The sequence below is a fragment of the Winogradskya consettensis genome, assembly GCF_018332715.1.
Lineage (GTDB): Bacteria > Actinomycetota > Actinomycetes > Mycobacteriales > Micromonosporaceae > Actinoplanes > Actinoplanes consettensis.
The window spans coordinates 19096-44207 of sequence record NZ_BOQP01000058.1; the positions used below are offsets into that span (position 1 = coordinate 19096).

Sequence of the window (25112 nt, forward strand, 5' to 3'; positions counted from 1 at the left end):
GATTCCCTCAGACCCGGGGACCGCACTGCGCGGCCTCGAGGGAAGGAGACAACCATGTCTGACGTGCCAACCCTGTACGGCGGGCCGGCGACCCGCCGCGTACGCACCCGCGACCTGATCGCCGCCAAGGAGCGCGGCGACCGCTGGCCGATGCTCACGTCGTACGACCAGTACACCGCGGCCCTGTTCGACCGGTCCGGCATCCCGGTGCTGCTGGTCGGCGACTCCGCGGCCAACAACGTCTTCGGTTACGAGACGACCCTCCCGGTCACAACAGACGAGCTGATCCCACTGGTACGCGCAGTCGTGCGCGCCACGAGCACCGCGCTGATCGTCGCCGACCTGCCCTTCGGCTCGTACGAGGAGGGTCCGGCGCAGGCGCTGCGCACAGCCGTACGTTTCATGAAGGAAGCCGGCGCCCACGCCGTCAAGCTGGAGGGCGGCCGCCGCGTCGCCGCCCAGATCGAGGCGCTGACCGGAGCCGGCATCCCGGTCATGGCCCACGTCGGCTTCACGCCGCAGAGCGAGCACACCCTGGGCGGTTACCGCGTGCAGGGCCGCGGCGACGCTGCCGAGGAGGTCATCGCCGACGCCCGCGCGGTCACCGAGGCCGGCGCGTTCGCGGTGGTGCTCGAGATGGTCATGGGCGACGTGGCCAAGCAGATCACCAAGGAGCTGCCGATCCCCACGGTTGGGATCGGCGCGGGCCCCGACACCGACGCCCAGGTGCTGGTCTGGCAGGACATGGCCGGCCTGCGCGAGGGCAAGGCACCGAGATTCGTGAAACGGTACGCCGACCTCGCCGGGGTCCTCGGCGACGCCGTCAAGCGCTACGCCGACGATGTTCGCACGGGTGAATTCCCCACCGCGGAGCACACTTTCTAGAACTGGCACGACGCCGACTCGGTGCAAGATCGCATCAGTGGGAGACTTGTGACCGGAGGTGTTACATGTCCGTTCCTGCCCGAGTCGGCCTCGCCACCCTTGGCGTGACCGATGTCGCCCGTGCGACCGAGTTCTACCGGTCGCTCGGCTGGCGGGTGTCACGTGCGTCGGTTCCCGGCGTGGTCACCTACTTCCATACCGCCGGCGGCCTGTTGTCACTGGTCACTGCGGTCGATCTGACCGTCGACGCGGGTCTGCCACCGCGCGCTATAGCTCCGCACGTGCCCGACGGCGTCCGCACCACGATGCTGACCATCACGATGGAGAGCCCGGAAGCGGTCGACGAGGCGCTGCGCTCGGTCGTCCAGGCCGGCGCGACCCTGGTCCGGGCCGGCCGGCCCGGCGAGGCGGGCGGCTATCTCGGTTACTTCACCGACCCCGATGGGCACCTCTGGGAGGTCAACCACCACCCTGAATGGCCCCTGGACGAAACCGGGATCCCTCAGCTGCCGTAAGGAGCCACCACGTGCAGGCGATCGTCTTCACCGAGACCGGCGACACGTCCGTCATGAGCCTCGTGCAGCGCGAGGTTCCCGAGCCCGGGCCGGATCAGGTCCGGGTGCGGATCGTGCGCTCCGGCGTCAACCCGACGGACTGGAAACGGCGCTCGGCCGGGGAGCTCGCGTTCCCCGAGATCACCCCGAACATGGACGGGGCCGGGATCGTCGACGCGGTGGGTGCGGACGTCACCACGCACAAGCCCGGTGACCGGGTCTGGCTGATGCTGGCCGCGGCCGGCAGTCCGTTCGGGACGGCGGCGGAATACTCCGTCGTCCCAGCGGGCCATGCCTTCCCCCTGCCGGAGGGCATCTCGTACGACGTGGGCGCGTCCCTCGGCGTGCCCGCCGTCACCGCGCACCGGGCGCTGACGGTCGCCGAGAACGGTCCGCAGCGGCTCTTCCCCGGCGCTCTCGCCAGCCGGACGGTCCTGGTGGCGGGCGGCGCGGGCGCGGTCGGGCACGCGGCGATCCAGCTCGCACGCTGGGCCGGCGCCACCGTCATCACCACGGTCAGCAGCCCGGAGAAGGCCGCGCTGGCCACCGCCGCGGGCGCGCACCACGCGATCAACTACCGCGACGGCGAGCCCGCCAAGGAGATCCGCGCGGTCGCCCCGGACGGCGTCGACCTGATCGTCGAGGTCGCGCCCGGCGCCAACGCGAAGCTCAACCAGGCGGTCGCCGCCAACCACGCGACCATCGCGATCTACGCGGGCGACACGATCGCTGTCGACGTGCGCCCGCTCATGATGATCAACGCGCGCCTGCAGTTCCTGATCCTCTACACGGTCGGCGAGCCGGCGCTGCAGCTCGCGGGCGAGGCGATCTGCGCCGCGCTGAGCGACGGGGCGCTGCCGGTCGGCGAGGAGCACGGCCTGCCGCTGCACTACTACCCGCTCGCCGCCACCGCTGACGCGCACACGGCCGTCCAGCAGGAGACGGTCGGCAAGATCCTGATCGACGTCGCTACGGAGTAGTGAACAGGACGCTGCGGGTCTTCGGGTCGGCTTCCTTCAGGCGTACGAGCATCCGCGTACCCAACGGAAGCTGACCCTCGCAGCGGGCCTGCACCGCGGGGTCGTCGATCGCGACCGTCCCACCGCCGCGCTTCTCGTCCACATCGAGCACCCCCGCCTCGAACGTCTCCCCGACCCGGTCCGCGAGCAGCACCGCCTCGGCGAGCGACACCGCACCCCGGGCAGCCGCCGAGGCGACCCGGTCTGTGGTCGCCATCGCCTTGGGCAACTTCGGCAACGCCTCCCGTGCCCATTGCGGAACAGCACGCCCCTCGTGCAACGCGAGGCAGACCTCGGTGGCGTAACGGTCAGCAAGACGCCGCAGCGGCGCGGTCACATGCGCGTACGGCGCCCCGACCCCACCGTGCGAGATCAACTCCGGAGCCACCCCGTCAAACGCTGTGTACGCCGCCCCGCGCAGCAACTCCGCGGCCTGATCGAGAAACGCGGCCCCCCGTGGATCACCGGGATCAACCGACGCCACCACCGCACCGACCGAGGCACCCTCCGGCCATCCGACACCCAGCGACCCGGCTGCGGCCCGCAACTTGGTGACCGCCTCAGGCCGGGGCCCGGGCATGGTCCGCAACAGCCCCACCCCGCCACCGAGCATCAACGACGCCGCCGCCATCCCGGTGAGCAGCGAGATCTGCGCATTCCACCCCTCAACGGGCAACTGCGCGCGCAACACCAGCCGCCACCCGTCCCCGTCAGGCTCGATCTCCTGCTCCGGCAACGGCAGATCCACCGCCCCACGCTCAGCGGCTCGCGCGGCCAGCAACGCCCCGACCTCGGGCAGCAACGCCACCGCCGCATCCGCCGTCCCCGCATCAACAGCGCGCTGCAGCCCCTCGTAATCCAGCTTGGCCCGGCTCCGCACCCGCGCCCGCTCCACCCCGACGCCCATGATCGCCCCGGTCGCGTCAAGGTCGATCGTCCACAGCACCGCAGCCCGGTCGACATCCGGCAGCAGGCTCACCGCACCCTCGCTCAGCACCGCCGGATGCAACGGAACCTTCCCGTCAGGCAGGTAGATGGTCTGCCCCCGCACCCACGTCTCCGCCTCGAGATCCCCACCGGGCCGCACGTACGACGCCACGTCAGCAATCGCGTACCGAACCCGGAATCCCCCGTCCCGGCGCTCGAGATGCACCGCCTGATCGAGATCCCGCGACGTCGCCGGGTCAACGGTCACCAGCGGAACATCGGTCCGATCAACGGCCGGCAACGGCAGGCTCACCGCCGCCTCGGCCTCCCGCAGGGCAGCAGCCGGAAACTCCGCCGGCAACTCCAGCTCCGCCCGCAGGACGGAGAAGTCAATCCGGGGCGCACGAACTCGGGCAATGGGCACGCCCCATTCCTAACACGCCCCGGCCGGCAAAAAGGGCCGCGCCCACCGGCACGGCCCTCCCCACAACCCGATATCAGCGCTTGGCCGTAGCCTTCCGCCCCGAGGTCGTTCCTCCCGTACGCCCATTCCCCGCCGCCACAGCCTTACGCGCAGCCGCCGCCGTCGCCGGCTTGGCCACCCGCCCAGCATTCGTCGCCGAGTTCTTACTCATCGCCGCAGGCCGGGCATTCCCCGCCTTGGCACTCCGCGCAGCCGCCGCGGTCCCCCCGGTGCGAACCTTGGCTGCACCCGCGTTCCCCGAGGCCGCCTTGCTCTTGGCAGCAGCACTCTTCGCAGCGGTGCTCTTGGCCGCCGTGGGCTTGGCCGCCGCGCTCTTGACAGCCTTACCCGCCGTCGCCTTACCCGCTGTGGCCTTGGTCGCGGTCGCCTTGGTCGCGGTCGCCTTACCACCGCTGCCGCTACCGCCACCGCCACCGGCCTTGGCCGCGCTGGCAGCCTTGCTCGCGGCCACAGCGGCAGCCTTGACCGCCGCAGCCGTCTTCCTGGCCGCAGCAGCCTTGTTCGCAGCCACCTTGGCAGCACTGCTGCCCGCGGTCGACCTGGCCGCCGCACTCTTGGCCGCGGTGGACTTAACCGCCACGGACTTAGCAGCCGCGCTCTTCGCCGCCGGGCGCTTGGCCGCCGTGCTCTTCGCCGCCGTGCTCTTCACCGCAGCACTCTTGGCCGCAGCACTCTTGGCCGGGGCGCTCTTCGCGGCCGTCGCCTTGGTCGCGGCGCGCTTGGTCGCGGTGGCCTTCGTCGCGGTGGCCTTGGCAGTCGTCTTGTTGACCGCCGTCGCCTTCTTGGCGGCCGTCGACTTCGCTGCAGTGCTCTTGGCGGCAGGCCGCGTAGCGGTCTTCTTGGCAGCGGGCCGCGAGGCCGTAGCCTTGGCCGCCGCCCTCTTCGCAGCCGTCTTCTTGGCCCCAGTCGCCTTGGTAGCAGTCGCCTTGGCAGCAGTCGCCTTGGCAGCAGCAGCCTTGGCAACCACTGGCTTCGCCGCCCCGACCGTCTTGGCAGCAGCCGTCTTCTTCGCCGCCGTCGTCTTAGCCACCGTCGCCTTCTTAACCGCCGTCGTAGCCCGCGCCGTCGTCGTCTTGCCCGCCGTCGACGTGGCCGCGGCAGCAGTCCGCTTCGCAACCGGCTTGGCAGCAGACTTCGCCGCAGCAGGCTTGCCCGCAGCCGGACTACCGGCGACAGTCTTGGCAGCAGCAGTCTTAGCGGTGCCGGCCCTGGCCCCGGTCTTGACCCCAGCAGCAGTCTTGCTCCCGGCAGCAGCCTTGACCCCGGCAGCAGGCTTGCTCGCGGCGGCAGTCTTGCTCGCGGCGGCAGTCTTGGCTGCGGACTGCTTCGGCACCGTGGTCTTGATGACGGCCGAGGCGGTCTTGGCCGCAGCGGCCGTCCGGGCGCCGGCGGGCCTGGCACCAACAGGCCTGGCACCGACAGGCTTGGCACCGGCGGACTTGGTTCCAGCAGCACCAACGGGCTTGAGAACAGTGGGCTTGGCAGCACCGGGCTTGACCGCGGCAGGCTTGGCCGCGGGCTTCTTGACCGAAGCTGATCCGGCATCGGCGTCGGCGGCCCGGGCCGGCGTGGCTCGGGTCGCGGCGGCCCGGGCCGGGGCGGCCTTCTTGGTAGCGGGCATGGGGAAGTTCCTCCTTGCGAATGACTGCGGGCTCGTCTCCGCCTGGAGACCGAAGATTCCGGCTTGGACACTGTGTCCCGGGACTGGTGTCCCAGCCGGCCTAGCTGACCTCCCCGGTCCAGCGGGCGTCCTCGGCATCCCACTCCGCGTTGCGCTTCTCGACCTTGTCGAGTGCCCGCGTGGCGTCGTCGGCGGAGGAGTACGGACCGAGCCGGAACTGAGCGGGACACACGTCGTCCCCGGACTCGACCCGCTTGTGGCGGAGGCACCAGAAGTAGCCGCCGCCGGGCCCACTGTCGTTCATGACATCACTGTGCACCTCAAAACGACCATGCGCTACCGATTCAGGCAAAAAGCCCGTTTTTTCCACAATGGAACGTCCGGAAGACCCCCCGAAGGAACGACAAAAACGCCCCCACCCGGGAACGGGCGGGGGCGTTCGGAAAGGCGGAAGAGCCGTCAGCCGCGCAGTTCGGCGGCGATCAGCTCGGCGACCTGGACCGCGTTGAGGGCGGCGCCCTTGCGCAGGTTGTCGTTGGACAGGAACAGCGCGAGGCCGTTCTCCGCCGTCTCGTCGTTGCGGATGCGGCCCACGAACGTCGGGTCCTTGCCGGCCGCCTGCAACGGGGTCGGCACGTCGGAAAGCTCGACGCCGGGCGCGTCCGCCAGCAGCTCCAGCGCGCGGGCCGGGCTGAGCGGGCGGGCGAAGCGGACGTTCACCTGCAGCGAGTGGCCGGTGAAGACGGGCACCCGTACGCAGGTGCCGGAGACCTTGAGCTCCGGGATGCCGAGGATCTTGCGGCTCTCGTTGCGCAGCTTCTGTTCCTCGTCGGTCTCGCCGAGACCGTCGTCGACGATCGAGCCGGCCTGGGGGATGACGTTGAACGCGATGGGGCGCGGGAAGGATCGCGGCGCCGGGAACTCGACCGCACCGCCGTCGTGGGTGAGCTCGGCGGCGCGATCGGCCACCTTCTTCACCTGCTCGTCGAGCTCGGCGACGCCGGCCAGCCCGGCGCCGGAGACGGCCTGGTAGGTCGTGGCGACCATCGCGACGAGGCCGGCCTCGTCGTGCAGCGGGCGCAGCACCGGCATCGCGGCCATCGTCGTGCAGTTGGGGTTCGCGATGATGCCCTTGGGCCGGACCTTCGCGGCGTCCGGGTTCACCTCGGCGACCACGAGCGGGACGTCCGGGTCCATCCGCCAGGCTGACGAGTTGTCGATGACGACCGCGCCGGCCGCGGCCACCTTCGGGGCGAGCTCCTTGGAGCTGCCCTTGCCCGACGAGAACAGGACGATGTCCAGGCCGGTGAAGTCCGCCGTAGCGGCGTCCTCGACCGTGACCTCACCGTCCTTCCACGGCAGGGTCCGCCCCGCGGAGCGCGCGGACGCGAAGAGCCGAAGCTGGTCAACGGGAAAATCGCGCTCGGCCAGGATGCGGCGCATGACGCCACCCACCTGTCCCGTCGCGCCCACAATGCCGATCCTCATGCGCACAAAGCTACGGCCCCAACTGCGCGTACGGAAATCTGCTTTTCGGGTCGATCTCATATTTCAGGATTTTGCTCCCGATATTCGAGACGCGGACGTAGCGTCGCAGACATGGCTGCTGTCTACACACATGGGCATCACGAATCGGTCCTGCGCTCCCACCGCTGGCGCACCGCAGAAAATTCGGCGGGCCACCTCCTGCCCCACCTGACCTCCGGCGCGACCCTGCTCGACGTCGGCTGCGGGCCCGGCACGATCACCGCCGACCTCGCGACGCAGATCACACCCGGGCGCGTCACCGCCCTCGAGATGACGGACGGGGCACTGGGCCTCGCCCGCGCCGAGATCGCGGGGCGGGGCCTGGCAAACGTCGACTTCGCGGTCGGCGACGTGCACGCTCTTGACTTTCCCGACGACACGTTCGACGTCGTCCACGCCCACCAGGTCCTGCAACACGTCAGCGACCCGGTCCAGGCCCTGCGCGAGATGCGCCGCGTCACGAAGCCGGGCGGCATCGTCGCGGTCCGTGACAGCGACTACGCGGCCTTCACGTGGTTCCCCCAGCTGCCCGAGCTCGACGAATGGCTGGACCTCTACGAACGCGTCGCCCGCACCAACGGCGGCGAACCCGACGCCGGTCGCCGGCTGCTCTCCTGGGCCCACGCCGCCGGCTTCACCGAGGTGACCGCGACGTCGAGCACCTGGTGCTTCGCCAACGACGAGGACCGCGCCTGGTGGGGCACGCTGTGGGCCGACCGCATCCTCAAATCCGACATGGCCGGCCAGGCCCTCGCCTCGGGCGCGGCCGAGCAGGAGGACCTCGACCGCATCTCCGCCGGCTGGCTCACCTGGTCACAGGACCCGGACGGCTGGATGTCCCTGCTGCACGGCGAGTTGATCCTGCGCGCCTGAGAAAGAAGGATCTAGGAGGTCTTCGGGCGATACGCCCAGTGCCACGGCTCCCGCGGGACGTTCTCGTGGAAGCCGTACTTCTCACCGTTCTCCCGCATCCAGGCCTGCGCCTTGGAGTTCAGGTCGAGGTCGGTCGCCATGCCCCAGCCGTGCTCGCTGGTGCCGGGCTTGGCGGCCAGCCCGCCCTGCGAGTAGAGGCCCTTGCGTTTCGCGAGGTCGACCTGCTCCTCGTAGGGCCGGTAGGAGTCGGTGATCCCGATGGTCACGCCCTGCGTCTTGGCGTCGGCGATCATCTGGTTCAGGTTCTGCGCCGCGGGCGCCCAGAGTTTGTGGCCGGTGCTGCCGACCTTCTCCAGCGCGGAGGCGGGGATCTTGCCGTTTCCGTACGCCGCCAACTCGGTCGGAATCCCCTTGCTGTTCAACGTGTACGACTTGTCGGCGGCGGGGGCGGTGGACGCGGCGGCCGCACCGGTCTGCGTACCCATCGCACTCGCCAGAGCCGTGGCGAACGAGGCTCCTGAGGCTGTGGTGCTCGTGGTGGCGCCGGTGGTGGTCGAGGTCGTTGCGGGCTTCGTCGCCTGCTGGGTCTGCAGCGCGATCATGCGACTCTGGATGCTCGCGATGCGACTGTTGACGCCCTCGATCCCCACAGCGTTGCCCCCAAGTCAGTCCGGCCGTTGCCTGTTCTCTTCGGCGCAACCGAACGATCCCTGAGCCGCAACCGCAGAAGTCAGACCGCCAGCGGCAGGTCGATCGTGTGCGCGGTGTGCGACACCTTCGCCTGCAGGTAACGCACGTTGGCGTCGGAGGCGTGCACGCCGGTCGGCTGGACCGCGCGCACGTCCACGCCGAGGGTGCGCAGCTGGGTGGCCTTGTCCGGGTTGTTGGTCAGCAGGTCGACCTCGGTGACGCCGAGCACGCTGAGCATCTGCGCCGCCGCCGTGTAGTCACGTTCGTCGTCGGCGTGCCCGAGCGCCCGGTTCGCCTCGTACGTGTCCATGCCGAGGTCCTGCAGCGCGTACGCGTCGAGTTTGGCGTAGAGGCCGATGCCGCGCCCCTCCTGCCGCAGGTAGAGCAGGTAGCCCCCGGTCTCGGTGATCCGCTCCACCGCCTCGCGCAGCTGGGGGCCGCAGTCGCAGCGCTCCGATCCGAACACGTCACCGGTCATGCACTCGGAATGCGGCCGCACGAGCGGCACACTGCCCGGCGCCGGGGAACCGAGGGCGAGCGCGAGGTGCTCCTTGCCGTCGGCGAGCCCGTCGAAGGTGATCACTTCGGCCGTCGTGGCGTACCCGTCCGCGAATTTGAGCGGCACGGTGACGCGGCTGCGAATACCCAGAGACATGTCGCGACTCCCTTAGCACTTGATGCTTCAAGTACGGATCGACCGTACCCCGCACTTGTTAAGGGATCCACGAGCCAAACGTCACAACGGATCAAGTCACAGCGAAGGAATTGTCGCGGGCTCGTGCACGTCGTTGCCCTCGATCCGGTCCCGGACCTCCAGATCGAGTTCCGAGATGCGGTCGCTGCGGTTCGGCAGCAGGTTCGTGACCAGCACAAGGAGGCACCCGATGCCCGCGTAGAGCGCCAGCACCCGCAGGTGCGCGGTCAGCGGCGCGGCCGGGAAATAGAGATCGTCACGAACCGCTTGCACGCCGGCCCCGGTCGGCAGGTGCTCGCCGACGACCCGGCCGAAGTCCGGCAGGAACTCCGGCAGGATGCTGGCACCCGAGATCACCGTCCCGAACGTGAAGTAGAGCATCCCGAGCAGCGCACCACCGGGACCGAGCACGGCGACCGCCCCCGCCGTCGAGGCCGTGATCGCGAGCGAGAGCAGGGCGAAGATGAAGAACAGGTGCGTGTGGTTGGCCCCGGTGCCGACGCCGAACCAGCTCATCGACCACATGACCACGGCGGCCGAGCTCAGGGCGTACACAAACAAGGTGGTGAGGTGGCCTGTCGCTCTTATCCAGGATCGGCGGGTGCGCGGGATGAGCCGCCCCAGCCCGACCGAGGCGATGGTGCCACCGAGCGCGAGCGCCTGGGTGAGAAAGCCCAGTGACGCGCCGTTGACGTCGTCGGCGGGCAGGGGCACCGAATCCGTGATCGGCGGCGGGATCGCGAGCAGCTGCGCCTGCGCGACGGAGATCGTCTCGCCCTCCTTGGCGAGCGCCGTGAGCTGCTCGGTGTTCTGCTGCGTGATGACACTGAGATAGGTGTTACGCAGCAGCGCGGCCGCCGCGGACCCGGCAGCGCTGGCGATGTAGAGCCGCGGCTGCGCCTCGGAGACATCCACCCCGCCGTAGATCTCCCGGCGGTGGATGCCGATGTCGAGATCCAGCATCGACTTGTAGACCGTGACCTTGAAGACCCCGTCCTTCTCCAGCAACTGCACCACCGCCGCCTCCTTGCTCTGCGGCGAGACCAGTCCGACAGGTACGTCACGCGGCGTCGCCGCATGCCCCATGCCCAGGTAATAGGCGGTGAGCCCGAGCTGCACGGCAGCACCGGCGAGGCAGACCACCAGCGCGAACCGGCGGAACTGACGTACCGATTTGATCTGAATGTCCTCCTCGGCCATCCCCTCAGCATTCCGGACATCAACCCACCCCGGGACCGTTTCTCGACAACGCTCAGCCCCCACTCCCAGATTCGTGCCAGCCGGGCACAACGGGCGATCAACGCCGTGAGCGGCAGGGCAGGCTTCAGCTGTCAGGCCACCTACGAAGGGATCCCCCATGCGTTCCACCGCCCGCCAACTGCTCCGCCTCCTGCCGGCGGTCGCCATCGCCGCCGTAGCGGCAGGTTGCGCCGGCACCCCTTCCCCCTCCCCCGTCGGTTTTTCCTCCTCCCCCGCCGCCCCCTCTGCCCCCGCCGTTTCGGAAAGCCCCGCCGTTTCGGAAAGCCCCGCCGTTTCTGAAAGCCCCGCCGCCCCCGCGGGCAAAAAGATCGGCGCCTGTCGTACGCAGGACATGTCCGCGGTCGTCGGTATGCAGCCCTCGGAGGGTGGCAGCACCAGCACCGCGATGGTCCAGCTCACCAACAAGGGCGGCAGCGTGTGCGAGGTCGACGGCTGGGCCTCGTTCTCCCTCGTGAACGCCGCCGGCGAGGTCGTCGAGGTGAAGACCGAGAAGGTCGAGCAGCCCGGCGCCCCGACCGCGACCACGCTCAAGGCCGGCGGGTCCGCCTGGGCAGGGATCAAGTGGAAGAACTGCGACAAGGGGAGCAGCGACTGCCCGACCGGCAACACGCTCCGGTTCAACCTGGAGGCGGACACCGACGGCAAGGTCGCCGAGCTCGAGGGATTCCCGGCACCCGAGAAGAGCAACATCACGATGGGCTCGCTGCAGATCGGCTCGCTGCAGCCGGACCGTCAGGGCGTTGTCGCCTGGTAAGAGATACTTTGCCGCAGACCTGTCGCCGTGCGTGTTTCACCGCCACGGTGGCAGGTCCGATGCACTTCTGTCGGGCATCCGCCTGCCTCGTTCCGGACAGCACCCACCCCGCCATAGTCTGCGGGCAACTTGGTGGTTGTGCTGGAGGCGATCCCGATGTTCATCGCTCGTCCGATCGACGCTGTCGCCGGTCTCTTCCCCGACCGGGCGCATGCCGAGGCCGCGGTCGCGTCACTCCTGGCCGCTGGTTTCGCCCCTTTTTCAGTACGCCCACAGCAGCCGGACCGGTGCCGCCTGCAGGACTGGGGCCGGGACACCACCATCATGAATCTCTACCTCGAGGGCCGCCAGCAGGGCCACGTCCTGCTCATCGTCCCCGCCGGGCGCGCAGACCGCGAACGCGTCGGCCGCCTGCTGAGCCACCACCACGGGCACGCCGTCTACCACTTCACCGCCGCAGCCGTGGAATCACTCAGCATCCTGGTCTAACTCCGCCCCACGTGATCCCACCCTGCGCATATCTCCCCCTCGCCCTCGCCCTCCCTCGCACTCGCCCTCGCCCGCACTCGCCTGATCACGGTCCTGGCGTGACCCCGTCCCGGCGTGACCCCGTCCCGGCGTGACCGCGGTCCTCGCGTGATCGCGGTCCTCGCGTGACCCCGTCCAGATGCGATCCCTGCTGTGTGATCCCGTTCTGATGTGATCCCGGACGCGCGAAATGCGTCTTCCGCTTTCGCGAAACGGACGGCGCACTGTGCGAATCCCGCTTCCGGCGTCCCGCGGAGCCGATCCCGGCCGCCCTGAAATAGTTGGCACAACGGCGCTGGATAATGCATCCCATTAGCATTCACCAGGCATTACACGGCCTTCGCGCAGCGTGACAGCCGATTTGGTCACACCCCGGTGACCCGTCCGCCCGCGAGCGCGCGCCCCTTCCAGCCCCGCCAGGACCCGAGCGAGCCACCCGAACACTGACCAACCGGTCCGGAACTGGCCGAATTGGCAGGTGAACGGCACTGTCCGCAGAGGACTATCAGGCGCCTCCCGGACCGCGCCGCCCGGGTGCCCGGCTGTGAGCATCCACTCCGGGCACTCCGGTTGACGTGCAACTTGCACACTCATAGTGTCTGGTATGTGACCGCGGGTTTTTCACGGGTACCTTTTCCGCACGGTCACGTCATTCTGATCGAGCGGCCCCGAGGAGTTCTGGTGACTGTCAGACTGGGCATCAACGGATTCGGCCGAATCGGACGATCCGTTATGCGTATCGTGAACCAGACCGTCGATCCCGCAATCACGGTCGCCGCCATTAATGACATCGCCCCGGCGGACCGTTTGGCGTACGGCCTGAAACGCGACAGCCTCCGCGGCCGTTTCCCCGGAACGGTCGAGACCCGCCCCGGCCACCTGCTCGTCAACGACCGCGCCGTCCGGGTCTTCCACGAACAGTCCCCCAGCCGCATCCCCTGGTCAGACGCGGACGTCGACGTCGTCATCGAGGCCACGGGCCGCTTCCGCACCGGCGACGTCGCCCGCGACCACATCACCCACGGCGGCGCCCGCAAGGTCCTCATCAGCGCCTCCGCCGACACCCCCGACGCCTTCCTGATCTGGGGAGCCAACCACGACACGTACGACCCGGCCCGCCACGACGTCGTCTCCCCCGCCTCCTGCGGCGTCAACGCCCTCTCCATGATGGCCAAGGTCCTGCTCGACCGCTTCGGCCTCCACGGCGTCAACACCTCCGTGGTCCTGGCCATCCAGGGCTGGCAGAGAGGCCACGACCAGTCGACCGGCACCTCCCGCAACGACCCCCGCCTCGGCCGCGCCATGAACCAGAGCATCATCCCCCACGACCACGTCGCCGGAGAGCTGGTCAGCGTCGCCCTCCCCCGCCTGGGCGAAATCTGCCACACCTACTACTGCGTCCCCACCCCCATCGGCTCCCTCGCCGAACTGAGCGGCCTCATCGACCGCCCAGTAACCATCGACGAGGTCAACTCCGCCATGGCCGAAGCCGCCGCAGGCCCCATGCGAGGCCTCATCGACTACGACCCCGACCCCACAGTCTCCATAGACGTCCTCAACAACCCCGCCTCAGTAATGTTCGACCCCGCCGGCACCCGCACCACAGCCGACGGCAGACTCAAAGTCCGAGGCTGGTTCGACAACGAATGGGGCTTCTCCCACCGCCTCCTCGACCTCACCCGCCTCCTCGGCCAACGAGAACCAGCCCGAGCCGGCGCCCGCCTCCACACCGCCACCGTCTGAGCCCCCACCTCAGCCCGCCGCCGGGGACTACTCCTCGAATACGCAGAGGGCGGCGGTGGCGTCATCGTGCTGTTTGTAACGGGGATGCGTGGCGGCGGCGGGGTCTGCCGTCTCCGTCTGCCGCACCAGCCGGATCAGCTCGCCCGGGCCGTCCTGCGTGCAAACGTCCAGCAGTTGCCGCCAGTCCAGGATCTTGTACTGCTCGACGGCACAAGATGCGCCGTCGGTGAGCAGGGCCGCACGACGAACCCGCTCAGGTCCACTCAGGGCAAACCGACCCGTGACCGCCTCATTCGCCGCTTGCGGATTCGCCCCCGCGATCCAATAGCCTCCGGGCTTGTTGGTCAGGGCGTACTTGCCTGGAACCGGCTTGAGGAACGTGCCGGCCGGCGCTTCCACGCGGAGCCGGGCGATCGTGGTCATGAAGCGTTCATCGGTCAGCGCGGTGACGACCCGCCCCTGATCGATCACAAGGGTGCAATCGGAAAGAATGAGATATTCGAGTACGCCGACCCCGGCACGAAGCAGGCAGACGGTGGCCGCCGGGGTGGCGGGATTGTCGAGGTCGCAGCGCCCGCCGTGGTCGGCACGTACCCGCTGGATCGCGCCGGCCAGACTGGACGCCAGCGAATCCCCCGGCTCCTGCTCGACGACCTGACGCAGCCGGGAAGTAAGACGCCGGACGTACCAAGCCGGGCCGTGCTCGCAGCCCGTATCGATATCCAGCGGCTTCGTCACCCCGTCGAAGACACCGACCAATGCCCCGACGTGCAGACCGGCGTCCTCGTTCGCGCGCGAGGCCGACCCCGGCTCGGAGGCGATATCAACCCGCATCAGGCGCCGGCCCGTCATCCCAGCCGTACCGCAGCGTCCACAGGTATCCCGGCATCACGTGAATACAGACCTCGATCGGCCGATCCGAGGCCGTATAGGCGACGTGCCAGATCTGAAAGACCGGCTGGGCCGCATCCAGACCCAGCGTTCGCTGTTCAGCCTCCGTGGGGGTCCGGACCGTCACATCCTCGGTGAATCTGACCGGCCCCACACCAAGTTCAGCCAGCCGACCGTACGATCCCCCGGGCCCCGCGTCCGGTTGTGTCAGCGACTCGGAGTCTTTGGTGACCGACCACGGAAGGTACGAGTCAGCGATCTGAGTCGGCTCATCATTCGCGTAGAGCACGCGGCTGCGCAGCAGGGACGGCTCCCCCGCACCGAGGCCGAGCACCTTCGCGACGGCAGCGGGCGGCTCAGCCTGTCCGATCCTGCGATAGTCGGTTCGGGACTTGAGGTTGAGCTTGCGAACCTCGACTTCCCCCGCGCCGGCGCCCTCCCCCCGGGCGGCGTACCGAGCCGACGCATCCCGGTGGATCTGGGGCAACGTACGGATGGTCGTCCCCACCCCTCGCTTCACCCTGACGTCCCCCGAGGACCGGAGCAGCCCCACCGCACGATTGACCGTGACACGGGAAACCCCCAGCTCCTCGGCCAGCCGGTCCTCACTGGGCAGCACCGCGCCCGCCTCGTACGTTCCGTCCTCGATCCTGGCCCTGAGCAGTTCCGCGATCTGGGCGTACTGCGGCTTCGGGTTCTCGATCACGCCCCCGCCCTTCGCTGTAAGACGTCTTACCGCCGATCTTACGCCCTCCTCCCGATGGACGTATTACGTCTTGCGTCCTACATCTCACGAACCTACAGTGATGGACGACGAGAAAGGGGCCACCATGGGGGTTCGGATCGAAGTCGGAAGCACCAACCAAACGTGCGGCAGCTTGTCCGCTGCTCAAGTCAGCTCGGATCTGATCGAGATCCACCTGAGCGCGGACGGCAACACCAGCGCGTTGCGGCTGACAAAAGCAGAGGCAGAGGTCTTCTCGCTGACGCTGTCCAAACTCGCCGCCGACGCCGGCAATTCCAGGCTCTACCGACGTCCCCGTGAGGAAACCGGCACGACAACCCGCGACGAACTGATCGCGGCACTCCTCACCCTGCCCCGCGACTCAGAGATCGACCTCCAGATCGGCACGGAACACATCGCCATAACTGGCGTCGCGCCATGGGGAGGCAAAAACTGGGCCGCGCTTCAGTGCCACCGAGCGGACATCAAAGACCTCCTGGGGACCTGGCAGGTGCCGGCCCAGGTCATGGAGAAAATCGTAGGCGAGCTTCCCCAGCCAGCCTGAGAAGCCACCGTCAACCGGCTTGCCACTCGGGGGCGAGGACGGCGTAGAGCTCCGAATCCCGCCAGGCCCCGTTCGTGAACACGTGGTCGCGGATCCGGCCTTCGTGCCGCATGCCGAGCTTTGCGGCGACGGCGATCGACGCGGTGTTGTCCGGGCCGATCGCCGCCGAGATGCGGTGCAGTCCGAGCTGGGTGAAACCAAATTCCACGATTGTCCGGGCAGCGTCGGTCGCGTGCCCGTTCCCCCAATGGCCGGCCGCGACCGCGTACCCGAGTTTGGCGGCCTTGACCCCGGCGAGGCCGAGCCGGACGAAACCCACAAGTTCGTCGGCGGCCGTGACAGCGAGGTAATACTCCGTCCGAGGATCCTGCTGCGCGCGTTGCACAGCGCCGCGCATCATCTCGACGGACGCGGCATAGTCACGGTTGTCGAAGGACAGCCACCGGGTCACTCTGGTGTCGCCGATGACGGCGAGCGCGGATGCCGCGTCGTCGAGACGGAATTCGCGAAGCTGGACTACGCGGCCGGTGAGCGCAACAGGGTGCATGACCCGATTCTGCATTCATGCGGAGAGGTTGACCGTTCGCAGGTAGCCGAGCCGGTGGTACGCCCCCGGATTCAGCGTCCCGATGACGCATCGGTACTGCAGACCCAGCAGCGCCGTGTGCACGATGTCGGCGCGTTCACCCGTATCGAGCCGGGACATGATTTCCACCTGGCGGATGGTCAATTCACGCACGTCCCCGCCGAGCGTCCGAAACCGATAGGCCCGTTGCTCACCCTCGGTGCCACGCAGGGCAGATGCGATCCACAGGTACGCCAATGGCGACACGATTATCTGACAAGCGCTGTCGTGAGCCGCGTCGACCAGGGCCGCCCCGACGGTTTCGTTGTCCAGCCGGGCGTACGACAGCAGCACGCTCTCGTCGATGACAAAGTTCGGCGAGTAGCGGTCCGGCCCGAAGTAGTCCGCGATACCCAACAGCCCGATGTCCGAAGTCAACCGCCGGAAATCCGCCGGCCGGGGTTCCGTATGCCTGTTCTCCCGCAGGTGCGGCAGCAGCATCTGGTGAATGCCGTCGAATCCTTTCCCTGCGTCCTGGTACTGGCGAAGAAGGTAGGCGCTGGCAAGTTGATCCACGGCGGCAGACCCTAGGTTCGCCGGGAGAGCCCCGGCAAACGGTCAAAGCACCAGGTAACGCACGCGCCCCAGGTCATGATCACGCCGCCGAGGTTCGGGCGCCCGCACCATGCGGGAGATCCGATGAAAGCCCGAGGCGGGCCCGGCAGGGCACGCACCGGGCCGAAGAGGTCATGGTTGGATGGCGGGGTGAGTTTCACCGTTACTGACGTGCCCGAGAAGGAGCGCTTCGAGGCGCACGATGACGAGGGTGCGCTGGCCGGCGTGCTGACCTACCAGGTGACCGGCGGCATCGTCGCCTACACGCATACGAAGGTCGACCCCGGCTTCGAGGAGCAGGGTGTCGGGTCGGCGCTGGCGAAGGCGGCCATGGAGGACGCCCGGGCCAAAAATCGGACCGTCGTGCCGATCTGCCCGTTCCTCAGTGGCTGGCTCGACAAACACCCCGAGTACGAGAAGCTCGTGGCCCGCTCCACCAGGAGGGTCAAATAGCACCGGAGACAACGGCCGTCGTGTGGGTGTGCGTGCGCGATCGGCGACTTCTGGTCGTACGGACGCATGGGCTTGACGTGTTTTATCTGCCCGGCGGAACGCCGGAAGCGGGAGAATCGCCGGCCGAAACGGTCATCCGTGAGGTCGCGGAAGAGACCGGCATCCGTCTGGACCCCGCCGCCCTGCAACCGTTCGCGGAGTTCGTCGAGCCCGCGCACGGCCGACCTGGAACGGTCCGGCTGATCTGTTTCACCGGCCCCGGAGAAGGCGAACCGCATCCCGCAGACGAGATAGCCGAGGCCGCCTGGTTCACGTCGGCGGACCTCGAAAAGTGCGCGCCCGGCCTGCATCCGGTGATCCGGACGCTCGCCGATTCCGGTGAGATCTACTGAGGCATGCCGGTGTAGAACGACAGCAGTTCCGTCATCGGAACAGCCTTGCGGGCGACCGTGGCCAGGTCTTTCCCCTCCGTGGTGAACGGCGGCGGCCACGTACTGAGGCCCTGGTCAAGGCTCAGAGCCGCGACCTCCTGCTGCCACCCCGGCCACCGCAGCGTCTCGTAAAATCCGGTCATGCCGCCCGCGATGATGGCGCTGAGCCATTCGCCGTAACCCTGCTTCAGGTTCTCCCACTCCAGGGTGTCCGGCGCAAAATAATGCATACTCGGCCGCGCACCCTGCTCCGGCGGCAACCACGCGAACTGCCCACCCAGAATGTCATAGGCGGCGATCAACGCACCGGTCTGCGAGTCCGTCTGAGAGATCACATCCGGAAGAACCCCATCGCCCGAACCCAGCACCCTGATCCACCCGTGGTCGACCAGAATGCCCCCGGAGTTCGCCACAACCGCCCCGAGCCACGACTTCGTCGTCACCCCCAGCGCCTTGAGACAGGCCGCCGAACGCGCCGCGTCAACCGGCAGCGCAGTCGCGGGATAGGGCGCCGCCGATATCGCCCTGACGACCTCCGGCCAGCAATCAGACATCGGACGCCCGCGCCGGCCGCCGGATGAACGCCGGGAAAACAACGGAACCAGCGGGGACCCAGGCGATACGCGGCGACATCGGCGCAGTCTAGAGGGTACCCACGTAAACTTCTGAACCGGTTCGGTCAGGCACCGAGCGCACGGTCGAGCTCGTCGAAAAGCGCCCGAGGCGGGTTCGGGTCAAGCTCGAGCCACAGGCCTCGCCCGACCTGCCAGGCCAGCTTCACATCCATATATGTACGCCCCAAGCGCGCCACAACCGCAGCATCCAACTCGGTCTCGGCGCACCGCGACGGCGTCAGCCAATGTTCGATGCGCCCCGCCGCGAGCCGTGCCATCCACAGCAGATGCCGTTGTGCATGAGCAAGCGCATCCTTCTGCCGCAACAGCTCGCCGCGCCGGCCGACGTGATGGGCGAGCAGCAGCCAATTGGCGAATCGCCCGCAGACGTCAGCGCCGAAATCCACCGCCGCCGCCGGATGGGGAAGGCGGCTGTGGCGGTCCACGAGAGCCACGATCGGCGCGGCCGGCCACGACGCGACCGAGGCGATGTCGTCGACCGTGGCAAAGTGGAATTCGCCGCGGATCAGCCCCGGAAAGAACGCAACGTGCGCCCCGAACTCGTTGAGCACAACGTAGAGCGGCGTGGCAACAGCCTCGATCCAGGCCGCGGGATCACCCGGATCGTCGGCGAAGAAGAGCCAGAACTCGATGTCGCTGTGCTCGTCGGCGCTGCCCTGAGCGAACGACCCGTACATCAGCGCAGCATCCAGCCGCAGATCGGCCTCACACCGTTCGCGTACCCGGTCGATCAGCGTCAGCTGAGGTCTGACGGATTCGTGTTCGCCCCGCACAACAACACCACCACCCGTTCGCCTGCCTCGGGCTCATAAGCACCGGAGGTCAAAGCCGCCTGCGCCGCCGCGGTCCCATGCTCAACCGCCAGCCGATACTCATCCCACAGATACCGCCGAGCATCGACAATCGCCTGATCCTCCACCAAGACCGACGTCAACTTCCCCTCAACCGCCGTCTCATACGCAATCCGCCCCACCCGCCGAGCCCCCAGCGAATCCGCCGCCACCCCGGAAACCGGAACGTCAACAGGCGCCCCCGCCTCCAGCGCGGCATTAAGCGCCCGAGCAGAAACCGGCTCAACAGCAACGACCTTCTTCTCACCGTGCAAAGCCGCCGCGACCCCAGCAATCAGCCCGCCACCACCCACGGCAACCAGAACGGTGTCAAACTCGGCCTGCCCCAGCAGCTCCAACCCGAGCGTCCCATTCCCGGCAACCATGTCAGCGTCGTCGTACGCGTGACAGAAAACCGCCCCGGACTCCTCCGCCCGCAGCACGGCGGCTGCGTACGCTTCCGCGTACTCATTGCCGATCTGGGTCACCCGGGCACCAAGCTTGGCCAGCTTCGCCACCTTGACCTGCGGAGCCGTGACCGGCACATAGATCTCAGCCGGGGCACCCACCTCGCGAGCCGCGTAGGCCGCCGCCAGGCCCGCGTTACCACCCGACGCTGCGATGATGCCGGCCGCGGGCAGGCCGTGCTCGGCCGCGGTCAAGACCTTGTTGAGCATCCCGCGGGTCTTGAACGAACCAGCGTGCTGCACCAGCTCAAGCTTGTAAATCACATCCCCGGCGTCAAAGACCGGGGTGGTACGCGCCCTGCCCTGGATGCGCTGAGCTGCAGCTTCAATGGCGTCACGAGAAATCACCTGTCCGTTCTACACGACCGCGGACCGACCCGATCCCACGCGCTCCCACCAGAGCGATGGACTCAGCACAATGATGGGCATGAACGACGAGAAAACCCGCTACGCGATCAGACGGAGAGCAGTCGAACTGACCAAACGCCAATGGCTCTCCGTAGCGGCGATGCTCGTCGCAGGTCTCACCACAACGGTCGTCCGGCTCATAGCAATCCCACTCGCAGCTGGCTGCATCGCCCTCGGCGCCACGGCCGTACTTTCCGCCCTGATCATCGGGTTCGGGCGTCATCCTCAACGCAGGGAATGACCGGCTCCTCGGCGGCGGTCTCCGCTCCAAGGAAGCCGCACGGCGACCAGATAAGTGACGGACGAGCTGGCCTGTACGCCGGATTGAGACAGCTACACCCTCCGCCACCTGCCCCAACGCTGATTCACAACCGCCTCGGGGCGTCTCTGGGGCGTGAGCAGCATTGCAGTGACTCCGCAGCGGATGCTTCGCCAGATGACCCTCGTTCGCAAGCCACTGACATCTTGCCGATCGCCCCGTCCGAGGTTCGGCACGCCTGCCCCGAGTGCTACACCTAGCCGATAGCCGAGCCTCCCACCAAAAACAGGCGATTTTTCGGCTGACTAGGGGCACTCAGTGCACTATGCAATCTGATGCCAATAATACGATTACCATGCCGGCGGGCGACCGAGATCCGTCAATCTAATCGGAACAGAGTCCCGATAAAGGCGTGCCGGCAACGCGTCAAGGGTTCCGAACAGGGTAGGCTCTAGCTTAATTTTATGCGGCCTAAGGATTCTTGCACCCAGGGTTCTCCAGTTGCGCCAGACTTTTCGCTGCTCCGGAGAAAGCTGAATCGACTCGCACACGATAAGGCCGACAGCATTTGGCTTAAGACGATCGCCCTTGATGCGCAATCGAACTTGCTCAACCTGCTGCCACCACTCTGGGGTTGCCTTATCTGTCTGTTTAATGTAGGCGCCGAGAGATTTAGGCACATCTTCGGAAAGAACGTCTGCTAGTGCGGGCCGCCTCTTCCTCAAAGCGACCGCCTCAATGAAGGCGAGCCTATCGTCTTCCGAAGCGAAGCCTTCGATCGGCTGCCTACCAACAAGCAGCCCTTTACTAATCGGCATACTAAGACGCAGATCAGCAACCCAAGCATTTTGGCTGAGTGGCGCAGTCACTGGAAGCAGATAGCTAACCTCCCACTGCAAAATACTTGCCAACTTACTCTGATCATAGCCAGGAGGAATTTCGACCACTGGGCTCACATCGAAAAACGGTTGCATCCTGCCCGGACCAGCTGCCCCTAGATCGCAAGTCTGACTCGTAATGATGACCAATCCGCCATCAGAGCCATCTTCGACGACCGCCCACTCTAGTCCGCCGCCTAGAGTCCCTAGCACCTCGTCCGCTGCTGCTGGCCCTGACCAAAAACGAGGGCAGCCTTCAACCAAGTCGCCTTGCTTCCATACCGACAATGACGCATGCAGACTCGATGACCAAGTGTCAGGAACATATTCGTCCAGGCTTCGACTGGACGTCGATGATGGTGTCGCAGCTTCGTCCGCATCCTGCGTTGACGCTTCGTTGGGCTGACCTGACATCGCTACGAATTAGTCCTCGTCGTCTGACGGTAAAAGCAACTTGAACTCCTTGGCAGGCTGACCGATTCTGCGTCGTGCGGCCGGCCCCTTAGTTGGGACACGCCGAGGCGCCATCCTCACGAGATCCGGTTCTGGCCCAGATGCAGCAGACGGACCAAGACCTATAGCTGAAACTGGCTCATTTCGTTGCTGCTCCGTCATGACCTGAGCAAGGATTTCATCATGTTTGCCCTGCCGAAGCAACACTCTCCGATTTGGATCTTGCCGGAACCACGAGGAGAGACTCGGCCCAAGAAGATCAATTAAGTCTTCCGTGATCTGAACCAGTCGCCATAGCCGCCCTTCACTTGCCAGGCGTGGCTGCGACACACGAGAGCGTTGCCAACTATAGAAGGTTCGACGAGCGATTCCAGCAGATTGGAGAACGTCGCTCACTGGCACACCGAAGGCGCCTTCAACAAATCGCACCGCTTCAAAGGCGTTCGAATTTGGAGAATCAGATACGCCAGGGGACAGCCACAAGGCGCGTCGCGCAAGAAGGGAACTCCCCTGCACGCGTAGCGTTTGCTCTATCAAGCCTCCATCCAGCAAGGAAATTGCTCGGGCACAGTTAAGCGCCGGATCAAGTACGGCCAGAGGGAGCGCCTCATCCCAATTTGGGATTACTTCACGCAGAACATAACTATCATTACTCGTATGAACGAATCCAGTGTGCACTGTGGTCGCGAAAGCGACAGCAGATTCATCGAAAACGAGGCGGTCCCCCAGCGCCCCACCCGTTCGCGCTGGAGGCGACGAAGTCCACGGAAACGCAGCCAAGGTGCTCACTCGACACCGCCCTGGTCGATAACTGACTCTTGTTCATGATCAACACCGTCAGTATAGGGTTCCATCTGATCCCTATACTCCGCCAAGACAATGTGCTGGAAAAGAGAAAGGGCAGTCCGATTCAACGTTCGAGCAATAGAAGTCGCTTGCTCGACATCGAATTTTGCAGAACACCCCGCGAAAACGTCTATGTCAAGTAGGTAGCTGTAAGCCCCTTGAACCGCAGGATCACGGAAAGCGCCATGCCGCACCAACGCCCCTTGCGAATCACCAAGCGATAGCTCGATCTGCTGTTGAGTCGAGACCATCTTTGGTCCGATAACTTCATCTGCAATAGGACCAATTATTTCCGGCGTTATCCTGCTAGCCCAAGCACTGATATTGTGAGCACCGGCATCAACAAGTCTATTGACATATCGAAGCCCAATACGATGCACCAACTCAGGGGCAAGGACCTTCTCTACACCTATTAACAGCGCTCGAAGCGGAGGGCCAAAACTGGCACTCCATCGAATGTAATTGTTTGCCTGAATAACAACCGCATCAGGCAGGATGCTGATTAACAGCGCGCCATCTTCTGAAGCGAACTGCCACCCCTTTGCTCGCACCTCAATCTCTGACGATGCACCCGCTGGGCCAATCCTTAAAGCAACTTCTTGCTGCTCAGCCGGTTGCATCTTGGGCAGAGCAACGCCGAAACCATGGAGCACTTCTCTGATTTTGAGCCCATCATCAGAACTCACATTGTTACGTTCAGCACTAAAACGCACCTCGACGACCGCGACATCGAGTTGAGCGCGACGCAGCAGGACGCGCTGACTGTCTGGCAGTCCTCCGAGGGGCGCGTTGGCGTCAACCTTGTGGGTATCGCTTCCCATCTCGCTCCCGTCCCTAGACATGCACAGTACCTGCACACCTGTTCGTCAGACAACGGCTGATTGTTAGCCGAGTGACGCAAAGTTGATCCACAAACACTGCAAGTGACCGGATAGTGGACACCTCGGAAGAGATGCACGGCCAGCTAGCTTGGGTTTCGTGGACAGCTAGGCGCCGACGCTCAATATGAGTACGAACGGTGACAGATCTAGGACATGAGCCCACTTTCGCACGCAGCAACGGGGCAGATGCTGGTTGGCTGCCAGTGATCCTCGACCCGGTCTCGCAGGCACCTCAAGTTGCCTTCTCGGCTTCAGACGACCGGAATAGGTTGTCGATGGCCTTGCGGGTCCGATCCTCACTCGCTGGCATCAGGTGCGTGTATACCCGCAGAGTGAACCCTGGGTCGGAGTGACCAAGGTAGGTTGCCAGCGCCTTTATGCTCTCTCCTGCGTCGAGAAGAGCTGAGGCGTAGAAGTGACGTAGTGCATGCATTCCAGTGGCTCGGGACCGGGTGATGTCGGCGGATGCAAGCGCCGAGTGCCAGCAATGCTCGTTGAACCAGGTCCGGTTGATCGCGTTGCCACGGGTAGTCGGAAACATGAGCCGCGCCGTCACCCGCTGCGCGCTCTTCGGGTCTTCCCACGGGAGCGTGACAGCAACCGGCGTAATCGTCTCCAAGTGCTTGTTTAGGATCACGCCGATGGCGTGCGGTAGGGGCACACGTCGATCTTGATCGTTCTTCGGTAGCCCGAAGACCAGCCGGGAACGTACGCGCTTGACCTGACGGCGGATGTGGATCCAGCCCCCATCGAGGTCGACGTCGTCCCTCGCGAGGCCGAGCATCTCCCCCTGGCGCATCCCGCACCCGCTACCCAGATCCGCAAGCGGACGATACCGAGCTGGCAGTCCGCTCCGAATCGCCTGGACGCGTTCGAAGGTCCACGGGATCACCTTGCGTTCAGGAGGACGAGGCTTCGTCACGGACTTGGCGGAGCAGGGATTCTTTGCGATCCGCTCGTCATCAACGGCCGCGCCGAGGATGCTTCCCAAGTGCGTGAAGGTGACAGCCCGCGTAGCCAGCGCGATGACCCCGACCATGCTCGTGTCCCACTCCCGGATGTGCGCCGGCTTGATGGACGCGAGCTGACGACCGCCGAAGTACGGGTAGAGATGCTTCCGTACCCGGATCTCCGTCCCCTCGCGGGAAGACTCGTCCATGACCCGGGTGCGCAGCCAAGACTCCGCGTACTCGCGGAACGTCATCTGGCCAGCCGCAGGGTCGATAAACGTACCCCGACGCATGTCCGACTCCACGGAGAGAAGGAAGTCCTCGGCGGCGCGCTTCTGCCGGTCGGGGAACGACTTCTTCAGCTCTCTACCATCCGGGCCGATGTACCGAGCCCGGTAGCGCAGGCCAACGCCGTACTGCTCGTGCTTGACCCGCTTAGGCTTGCCGTCTGGGCCTTTGATTGTCTTGTACCAGCGATCTTCGATGTGCCCCATCAGGAATCAGCTCTCATCTGATCGGCGAACCACGAACGAACGGCGGCTGGGTCGTAACGCAGGTGACGACCTACGCGGCCAGCAGGAGGGCCATAGCGACGTTTGCGCCAGGCGTAAAGGGTCTGAACCGGAACGCCCAGATAGGCGGCGACTTGATCTATCTCCCAGAGCACTTCGAGCGACGGCACGACTGAGGTGGTCATCGGTC

The 25112-nt window shown here is 66.3% G+C and carries 29 protein-coding genes; 11 read left to right on the top strand and 18 right to left on the bottom strand.

Annotation, left to right across the window (positions count from 1 at the left end; all coding sequences use genetic code 11):
- The first annotated feature begins 54 nt into the window (after positions 1–54).
- The 3 genes from panB (at position 55) to Aco04nite_RS44065 (ending at position 2419) form a co-directional block, all read left to right on the top strand.
- Positions 55–885, top strand: a complete 831-nt coding sequence (gene panB, locus Aco04nite_RS44055) for a 3-methyl-2-oxobutanoate hydroxymethyltransferase (protein ID WP_213003146.1) — start codon at positions 55–57, stop codon at positions 883–885.
- A gap of 65 nt (positions 886–950) precedes the next feature.
- Positions 951–1400, top strand: coding sequence for a VOC family protein (locus Aco04nite_RS44060; protein WP_203834909.1), 450 nt, complete (start codon positions 951–953; stop codon positions 1398–1400).
- Between the two features lie 11 nt (positions 1401–1411).
- On the top strand, positions 1412–2419 hold the full coding sequence (locus Aco04nite_RS44065; protein WP_213003147.1) for an NADPH:quinone reductase: 1008 nt from the start codon (positions 1412–1414) through the stop codon (positions 2417–2419).
- On the opposite strand, the gene Aco04nite_RS44070 is transcribed toward Aco04nite_RS44065, so the two are convergent.
- The 4 genes from Aco04nite_RS44070 to Aco04nite_RS44085 form a co-directional block, all read right to left on the bottom strand.
- Positions 2409–3809 (bottom strand): RNB domain-containing ribonuclease, encoded by a 1401-nt coding sequence (locus tag Aco04nite_RS44070; protein ID WP_213003148.1) that lies wholly within the window; start codon positions 3807–3809, stop codon positions 2409–2411. The genes Aco04nite_RS44065 and Aco04nite_RS44070 overlap by 11 nt on opposite strands.
- A 73-nt stretch (positions 3810–3882) precedes the next feature.
- Positions 3883–5490 carry a hypothetical protein gene (locus Aco04nite_RS49865; protein ID WP_213003149.1) on the bottom strand — a complete coding sequence of 536 codons (1608 nt, stop codon included), beginning with the start codon at positions 5488–5490 and terminating at the stop codon, positions 3883–3885.
- 100 nt (positions 5491–5590) lie between these two features.
- Positions 5591–5794: a hypothetical protein gene (locus Aco04nite_RS44080; protein WP_203834913.1), complete on the bottom strand. Its 204-nt coding sequence runs from the start codon at positions 5792–5794 to the stop codon at positions 5591–5593.
- Positions 5795–5949: 155 nt separating this feature from the next.
- Positions 5950–6978, bottom strand: a complete 1029-nt coding sequence (locus Aco04nite_RS44085) for an aspartate-semialdehyde dehydrogenase (protein ID WP_213003150.1) — start codon at positions 6976–6978, stop codon at positions 5950–5952.
- A gap of 111 nt (positions 6979–7089) precedes the next feature.
- Between Aco04nite_RS44085 and Aco04nite_RS44090 the strand changes: the two genes are divergently transcribed.
- Positions 7090–7890, top strand: a complete 801-nt coding sequence (locus Aco04nite_RS44090) for a class I SAM-dependent methyltransferase (protein ID WP_213003151.1) — start codon at positions 7090–7092, stop codon at positions 7888–7890.
- Between the two features lie 11 nt (positions 7891–7901).
- Here Aco04nite_RS44090 and Aco04nite_RS44095 read toward each other — a convergent pair whose 3' ends face one another.
- The 3 genes from Aco04nite_RS44095 to Aco04nite_RS44105 all read right to left on the bottom strand — a co-directional run bounded on the left by Aco04nite_RS44095 (position 7902) and on the right by Aco04nite_RS44105 (position 10474).
- Positions 7902–8492 (bottom strand): M15 family metallopeptidase, encoded by a 591-nt coding sequence (locus Aco04nite_RS44095; RefSeq protein ID WP_244876743.1) that lies wholly within the window; start codon positions 8490–8492, stop codon positions 7902–7904.
- Between the two features lie 128 nt (positions 8493–8620).
- A complete protein-coding gene (locus Aco04nite_RS44100) occupies positions 8621–9235 on the bottom strand; it encodes a GTP cyclohydrolase II (protein WP_203834917.1) in 615 nt (204 codons plus the stop codon).
- Positions 9236–9331: 96 nt separating this feature from the next.
- The gene (locus tag Aco04nite_RS44105) at positions 9332–10474 is read right to left on the bottom strand and encodes a hypothetical protein (RefSeq protein WP_213003153.1); all 1143 of its coding nucleotides are present in this window, start codon (positions 10472–10474) and stop codon (positions 9332–9334) included.
- A 157-nt stretch (positions 10475–10631) separates the two neighbouring features.
- Between Aco04nite_RS44105 and Aco04nite_RS44110 the strand changes: the two genes are divergently transcribed.
- The 3 genes from Aco04nite_RS44110 to Aco04nite_RS44120 all read left to right on the top strand — a co-directional run bounded on the left by Aco04nite_RS44110 (position 10632) and on the right by Aco04nite_RS44120 (position 13559).
- Entirely contained in the window at positions 10632–11288 is a 657-nt protein-coding gene (locus tag Aco04nite_RS44110; protein WP_213003154.1) for a DUF4232 domain-containing protein, read from the top strand.
- Positions 11289–11417: 129 nt separating this feature from the next.
- A complete protein-coding gene (locus Aco04nite_RS44115; protein WP_213003155.1) occupies positions 11418–11777 on the top strand; it encodes a hypothetical protein in 360 nt (119 codons plus the stop codon).
- Between the two features lie 720 nt (positions 11778–12497).
- Complete coding sequence (locus Aco04nite_RS44120; protein ID WP_213003156.1) at positions 12498–13559, top strand: type I glyceraldehyde-3-phosphate dehydrogenase; 1062 nt, start codon at positions 12498–12500, stop codon at positions 13557–13559.
- 27 nt (positions 13560–13586) lie between these two features.
- On the opposite strand, the gene Aco04nite_RS44125 is transcribed toward Aco04nite_RS44120, so the two are convergent.
- A complete protein-coding gene (locus tag Aco04nite_RS44125) occupies positions 13587–14411 on the bottom strand; it encodes a hypothetical protein (protein ID WP_213003157.1) in 825 nt (274 codons plus the stop codon).
- Complete coding sequence (locus Aco04nite_RS44130) at positions 14383–15156, bottom strand: GntR family transcriptional regulator (RefSeq protein WP_213003158.1); 774 nt, start codon at positions 15154–15156, stop codon at positions 14383–14385. Before Aco04nite_RS44130 ends, Aco04nite_RS44125 begins: the two co-directional genes overlap by 29 nt.
- A gap of 100 nt (positions 15157–15256) precedes the next feature.
- Here Aco04nite_RS44130 and Aco04nite_RS44135 point away from each other — a divergent pair, with 100 nt between their 5' ends.
- Positions 15257–15739, top strand: coding sequence for a hypothetical protein (locus Aco04nite_RS44135; RefSeq protein ID WP_213003159.1), 483 nt, complete (start codon positions 15257–15259; stop codon positions 15737–15739).
- Positions 15740–15749: 10 nt separating this feature from the next.
- On the opposite strand, the gene Aco04nite_RS44140 is transcribed toward Aco04nite_RS44135, so the two are convergent.
- Positions 15750–16286 (bottom strand): GNAT family N-acetyltransferase, encoded by a 537-nt coding sequence (locus Aco04nite_RS44140; protein WP_213003160.1) that lies wholly within the window; start codon positions 16284–16286, stop codon positions 15750–15752.
- Positions 16287–16301: 15 nt separating this feature from the next.
- Positions 16302–16880: a hypothetical protein gene (locus Aco04nite_RS44145; RefSeq protein WP_213003161.1), complete on the bottom strand. Its 579-nt coding sequence runs from the start codon at positions 16878–16880 to the stop codon at positions 16302–16304.
- A gap of 210 nt (positions 16881–17090) precedes the next feature.
- Here Aco04nite_RS44145 and Aco04nite_RS44150 point away from each other — a divergent pair, with 210 nt between their 5' ends.
- Together Aco04nite_RS44150 and Aco04nite_RS44155 are read left to right on the top strand one after the other, a co-directional pair.
- Positions 17091–17372, top strand: a complete 282-nt coding sequence (locus Aco04nite_RS44150; RefSeq protein WP_308161730.1) for a GNAT family N-acetyltransferase — start codon at positions 17091–17093, stop codon at positions 17370–17372.
- A gap of 20 nt (positions 17373–17392) precedes the next feature.
- On the top strand, positions 17393–17764 hold the full coding sequence (locus tag Aco04nite_RS44155) for an NUDIX hydrolase (protein ID WP_280519492.1): 372 nt from the start codon (positions 17393–17395) through the stop codon (positions 17762–17764).
- Here the strand turns inward: Aco04nite_RS44155 and Aco04nite_RS44160 are convergent.
- From Aco04nite_RS44160 to Aco04nite_RS44170, 3 genes are all read right to left on the bottom strand, one after another.
- Positions 17758–18357: a DUF2625 family protein gene (locus tag Aco04nite_RS44160; protein ID WP_213003226.1), complete on the bottom strand. Its 600-nt coding sequence runs from the start codon at positions 18355–18357 to the stop codon at positions 17758–17760. The genes Aco04nite_RS44155 and Aco04nite_RS44160 overlap by 7 nt on opposite strands.
- 125 nt (positions 18358–18482) lie before the next feature.
- Positions 18483–19211: a hypothetical protein gene (locus tag Aco04nite_RS44165; protein WP_213003162.1), complete on the bottom strand. Its 729-nt coding sequence runs from the start codon at positions 19209–19211 to the stop codon at positions 18483–18485.
- A complete protein-coding gene (locus Aco04nite_RS44170) occupies positions 19175–20083 on the bottom strand; it encodes a threonine/serine dehydratase (RefSeq protein ID WP_213003163.1) in 909 nt (302 codons plus the stop codon). The genes Aco04nite_RS44165 and Aco04nite_RS44170 overlap by 37 nt, the downstream gene beginning before the upstream one ends.
- 79 nt (positions 20084–20162) lie before the next feature.
- Here Aco04nite_RS44170 and Aco04nite_RS44175 point away from each other — a divergent pair, with 79 nt between their 5' ends.
- A complete protein-coding gene (locus tag Aco04nite_RS44175; RefSeq protein WP_213003164.1) occupies positions 20163–20384 on the top strand; it encodes a hypothetical protein in 222 nt (73 codons plus the stop codon).
- A gap of 368 nt (positions 20385–20752) precedes the next feature.
- Here Aco04nite_RS44175 and Aco04nite_RS44180 read toward each other — a convergent pair whose 3' ends face one another.
- From Aco04nite_RS44180 to Aco04nite_RS44195, 4 genes are all read right to left on the bottom strand, one after another.
- Positions 20753–21349, bottom strand: coding sequence for a hypothetical protein (locus Aco04nite_RS44180; protein ID WP_213003165.1), 597 nt, complete (start codon positions 21347–21349; stop codon positions 20753–20755).
- A gap of 1169 nt (positions 21350–22518) precedes the next feature.
- Complete coding sequence (locus tag Aco04nite_RS44185) at positions 22519–23400, bottom strand: TIGR04255 family protein (protein WP_213003166.1); 882 nt, start codon at positions 23398–23400, stop codon at positions 22519–22521.
- Positions 23401–23692: 292 nt separating this feature from the next.
- The gene (locus Aco04nite_RS44190) at positions 23693–24904 is read right to left on the bottom strand and encodes a tyrosine-type recombinase/integrase (protein WP_213003167.1); all 1212 of its coding nucleotides are present in this window, start codon (positions 24902–24904) and stop codon (positions 23693–23695) included.
- Positions 24904–25107: a helix-turn-helix domain-containing protein gene (locus tag Aco04nite_RS44195; protein WP_213003168.1), complete on the bottom strand. Its 204-nt coding sequence runs from the start codon at positions 25105–25107 to the stop codon at positions 24904–24906. Before Aco04nite_RS44195 ends, Aco04nite_RS44190 begins: the two co-directional genes overlap by 1 nt.
- Positions 25108–25112 lie beyond the last annotated feature (5 nt).

What these genes read in the sequence shown, in the direction of transcription:
- panB (WP_213003146.1), top strand. Translation starts at nt 55, where the DNA reads ATGTCTGACGTGCCAACCCTGTACGGCGGGCCGGCGACCCGCCGCGTA.
- Aco04nite_RS44100 (WP_203834917.1), bottom strand. Translation starts at nt 9,235, where the DNA reads ATGTCTCTGGGTATTCGCAGCCGCGTCACCGTGCCGCTCAAATTCGCG.
- Aco04nite_RS44090 (WP_213003151.1), top strand. Translation starts at nt 7,090, where the DNA reads ATGGCTGCTGTCTACACACATGGGCATCACGAATCGGTCCTGCGCTCC.
- Aco04nite_RS44140 (WP_213003160.1), bottom strand. Translation starts at nt 16,286, where the DNA reads ATGCACCCTGTTGCGCTCACCGGCCGCGTAGTCCAGCTTCGCGAATTC.
- Aco04nite_RS44125 (WP_213003157.1), bottom strand. Translation starts at nt 14,411, where the DNA reads ATGACGGGCCGGCGCCTGATGCGGGTTGATATCGCCTCCGAGCCGGGG.
- Aco04nite_RS44105 (WP_213003153.1), bottom strand. Translation starts at nt 10,474, where the DNA reads ATGGCCGAGGAGGACATTCAGATCAAATCGGTACGTCAGTTCCGCCGG.
- Aco04nite_RS44160 (WP_213003226.1), bottom strand. Translation starts at nt 18,357, where the DNA reads ATGTCTGATTGCTGGCCGGAGGTCGTCAGGGCGATATCGGCGGCGCCC.
- Aco04nite_RS44110 (WP_213003154.1), top strand. Translation starts at nt 10,632, where the DNA reads ATGCGTTCCACCGCCCGCCAACTGCTCCGCCTCCTGCCGGCGGTCGCC.
- Aco04nite_RS44185 (WP_213003166.1), bottom strand. Translation starts at nt 23,400, where the DNA reads ATGGGAAGCGATACCCACAAGGTTGACGCCAACGCGCCCCTCGGAGGA.
- Aco04nite_RS44135 (WP_213003159.1), top strand. Translation starts at nt 15,257, where the DNA reads ATGGACGACGAGAAAGGGGCCACCATGGGGGTTCGGATCGAAGTCGGA.
- Aco04nite_RS44190 (WP_213003167.1), bottom strand. Translation starts at nt 24,904, where the DNA reads ATGGGGCACATCGAAGATCGCTGGTACAAGACAATCAAAGGCCCAGAC.
- Aco04nite_RS44095 (WP_244876743.1), bottom strand. Translation starts at nt 8,492, where the DNA reads ATGATCGCGCTGCAGACCCAGCAGGCGACGAAGCCCGCAACGACCTCG.
- Aco04nite_RS44195 (WP_213003168.1), bottom strand. Translation starts at nt 25,107, where the DNA reads ATGACCACCTCAGTCGTGCCGTCGCTCGAAGTGCTCTGGGAGATAGAT.
- Aco04nite_RS49865 (WP_213003149.1), bottom strand. Translation starts at nt 5,490, where the DNA reads ATGCCCGCTACCAAGAAGGCCGCCCCGGCCCGGGCCGCCGCGACCCGA.
- Aco04nite_RS44175 (WP_213003164.1), top strand. Translation starts at nt 20,163, where the DNA reads ATGAACGACGAGAAAACCCGCTACGCGATCAGACGGAGAGCAGTCGAA.
- Aco04nite_RS44060 (WP_203834909.1), top strand. Translation starts at nt 951, where the DNA reads ATGTCCGTTCCTGCCCGAGTCGGCCTCGCCACCCTTGGCGTGACCGAT.
- Aco04nite_RS44085 (WP_213003150.1), bottom strand. Translation starts at nt 6,978, where the DNA reads ATGAGGATCGGCATTGTGGGCGCGACGGGACAGGTGGGTGGCGTCATG.
- Aco04nite_RS44080 (WP_203834913.1), bottom strand. Translation starts at nt 5,794, where the DNA reads ATGAACGACAGTGGGCCCGGCGGCGGCTACTTCTGGTGCCTCCGCCAC.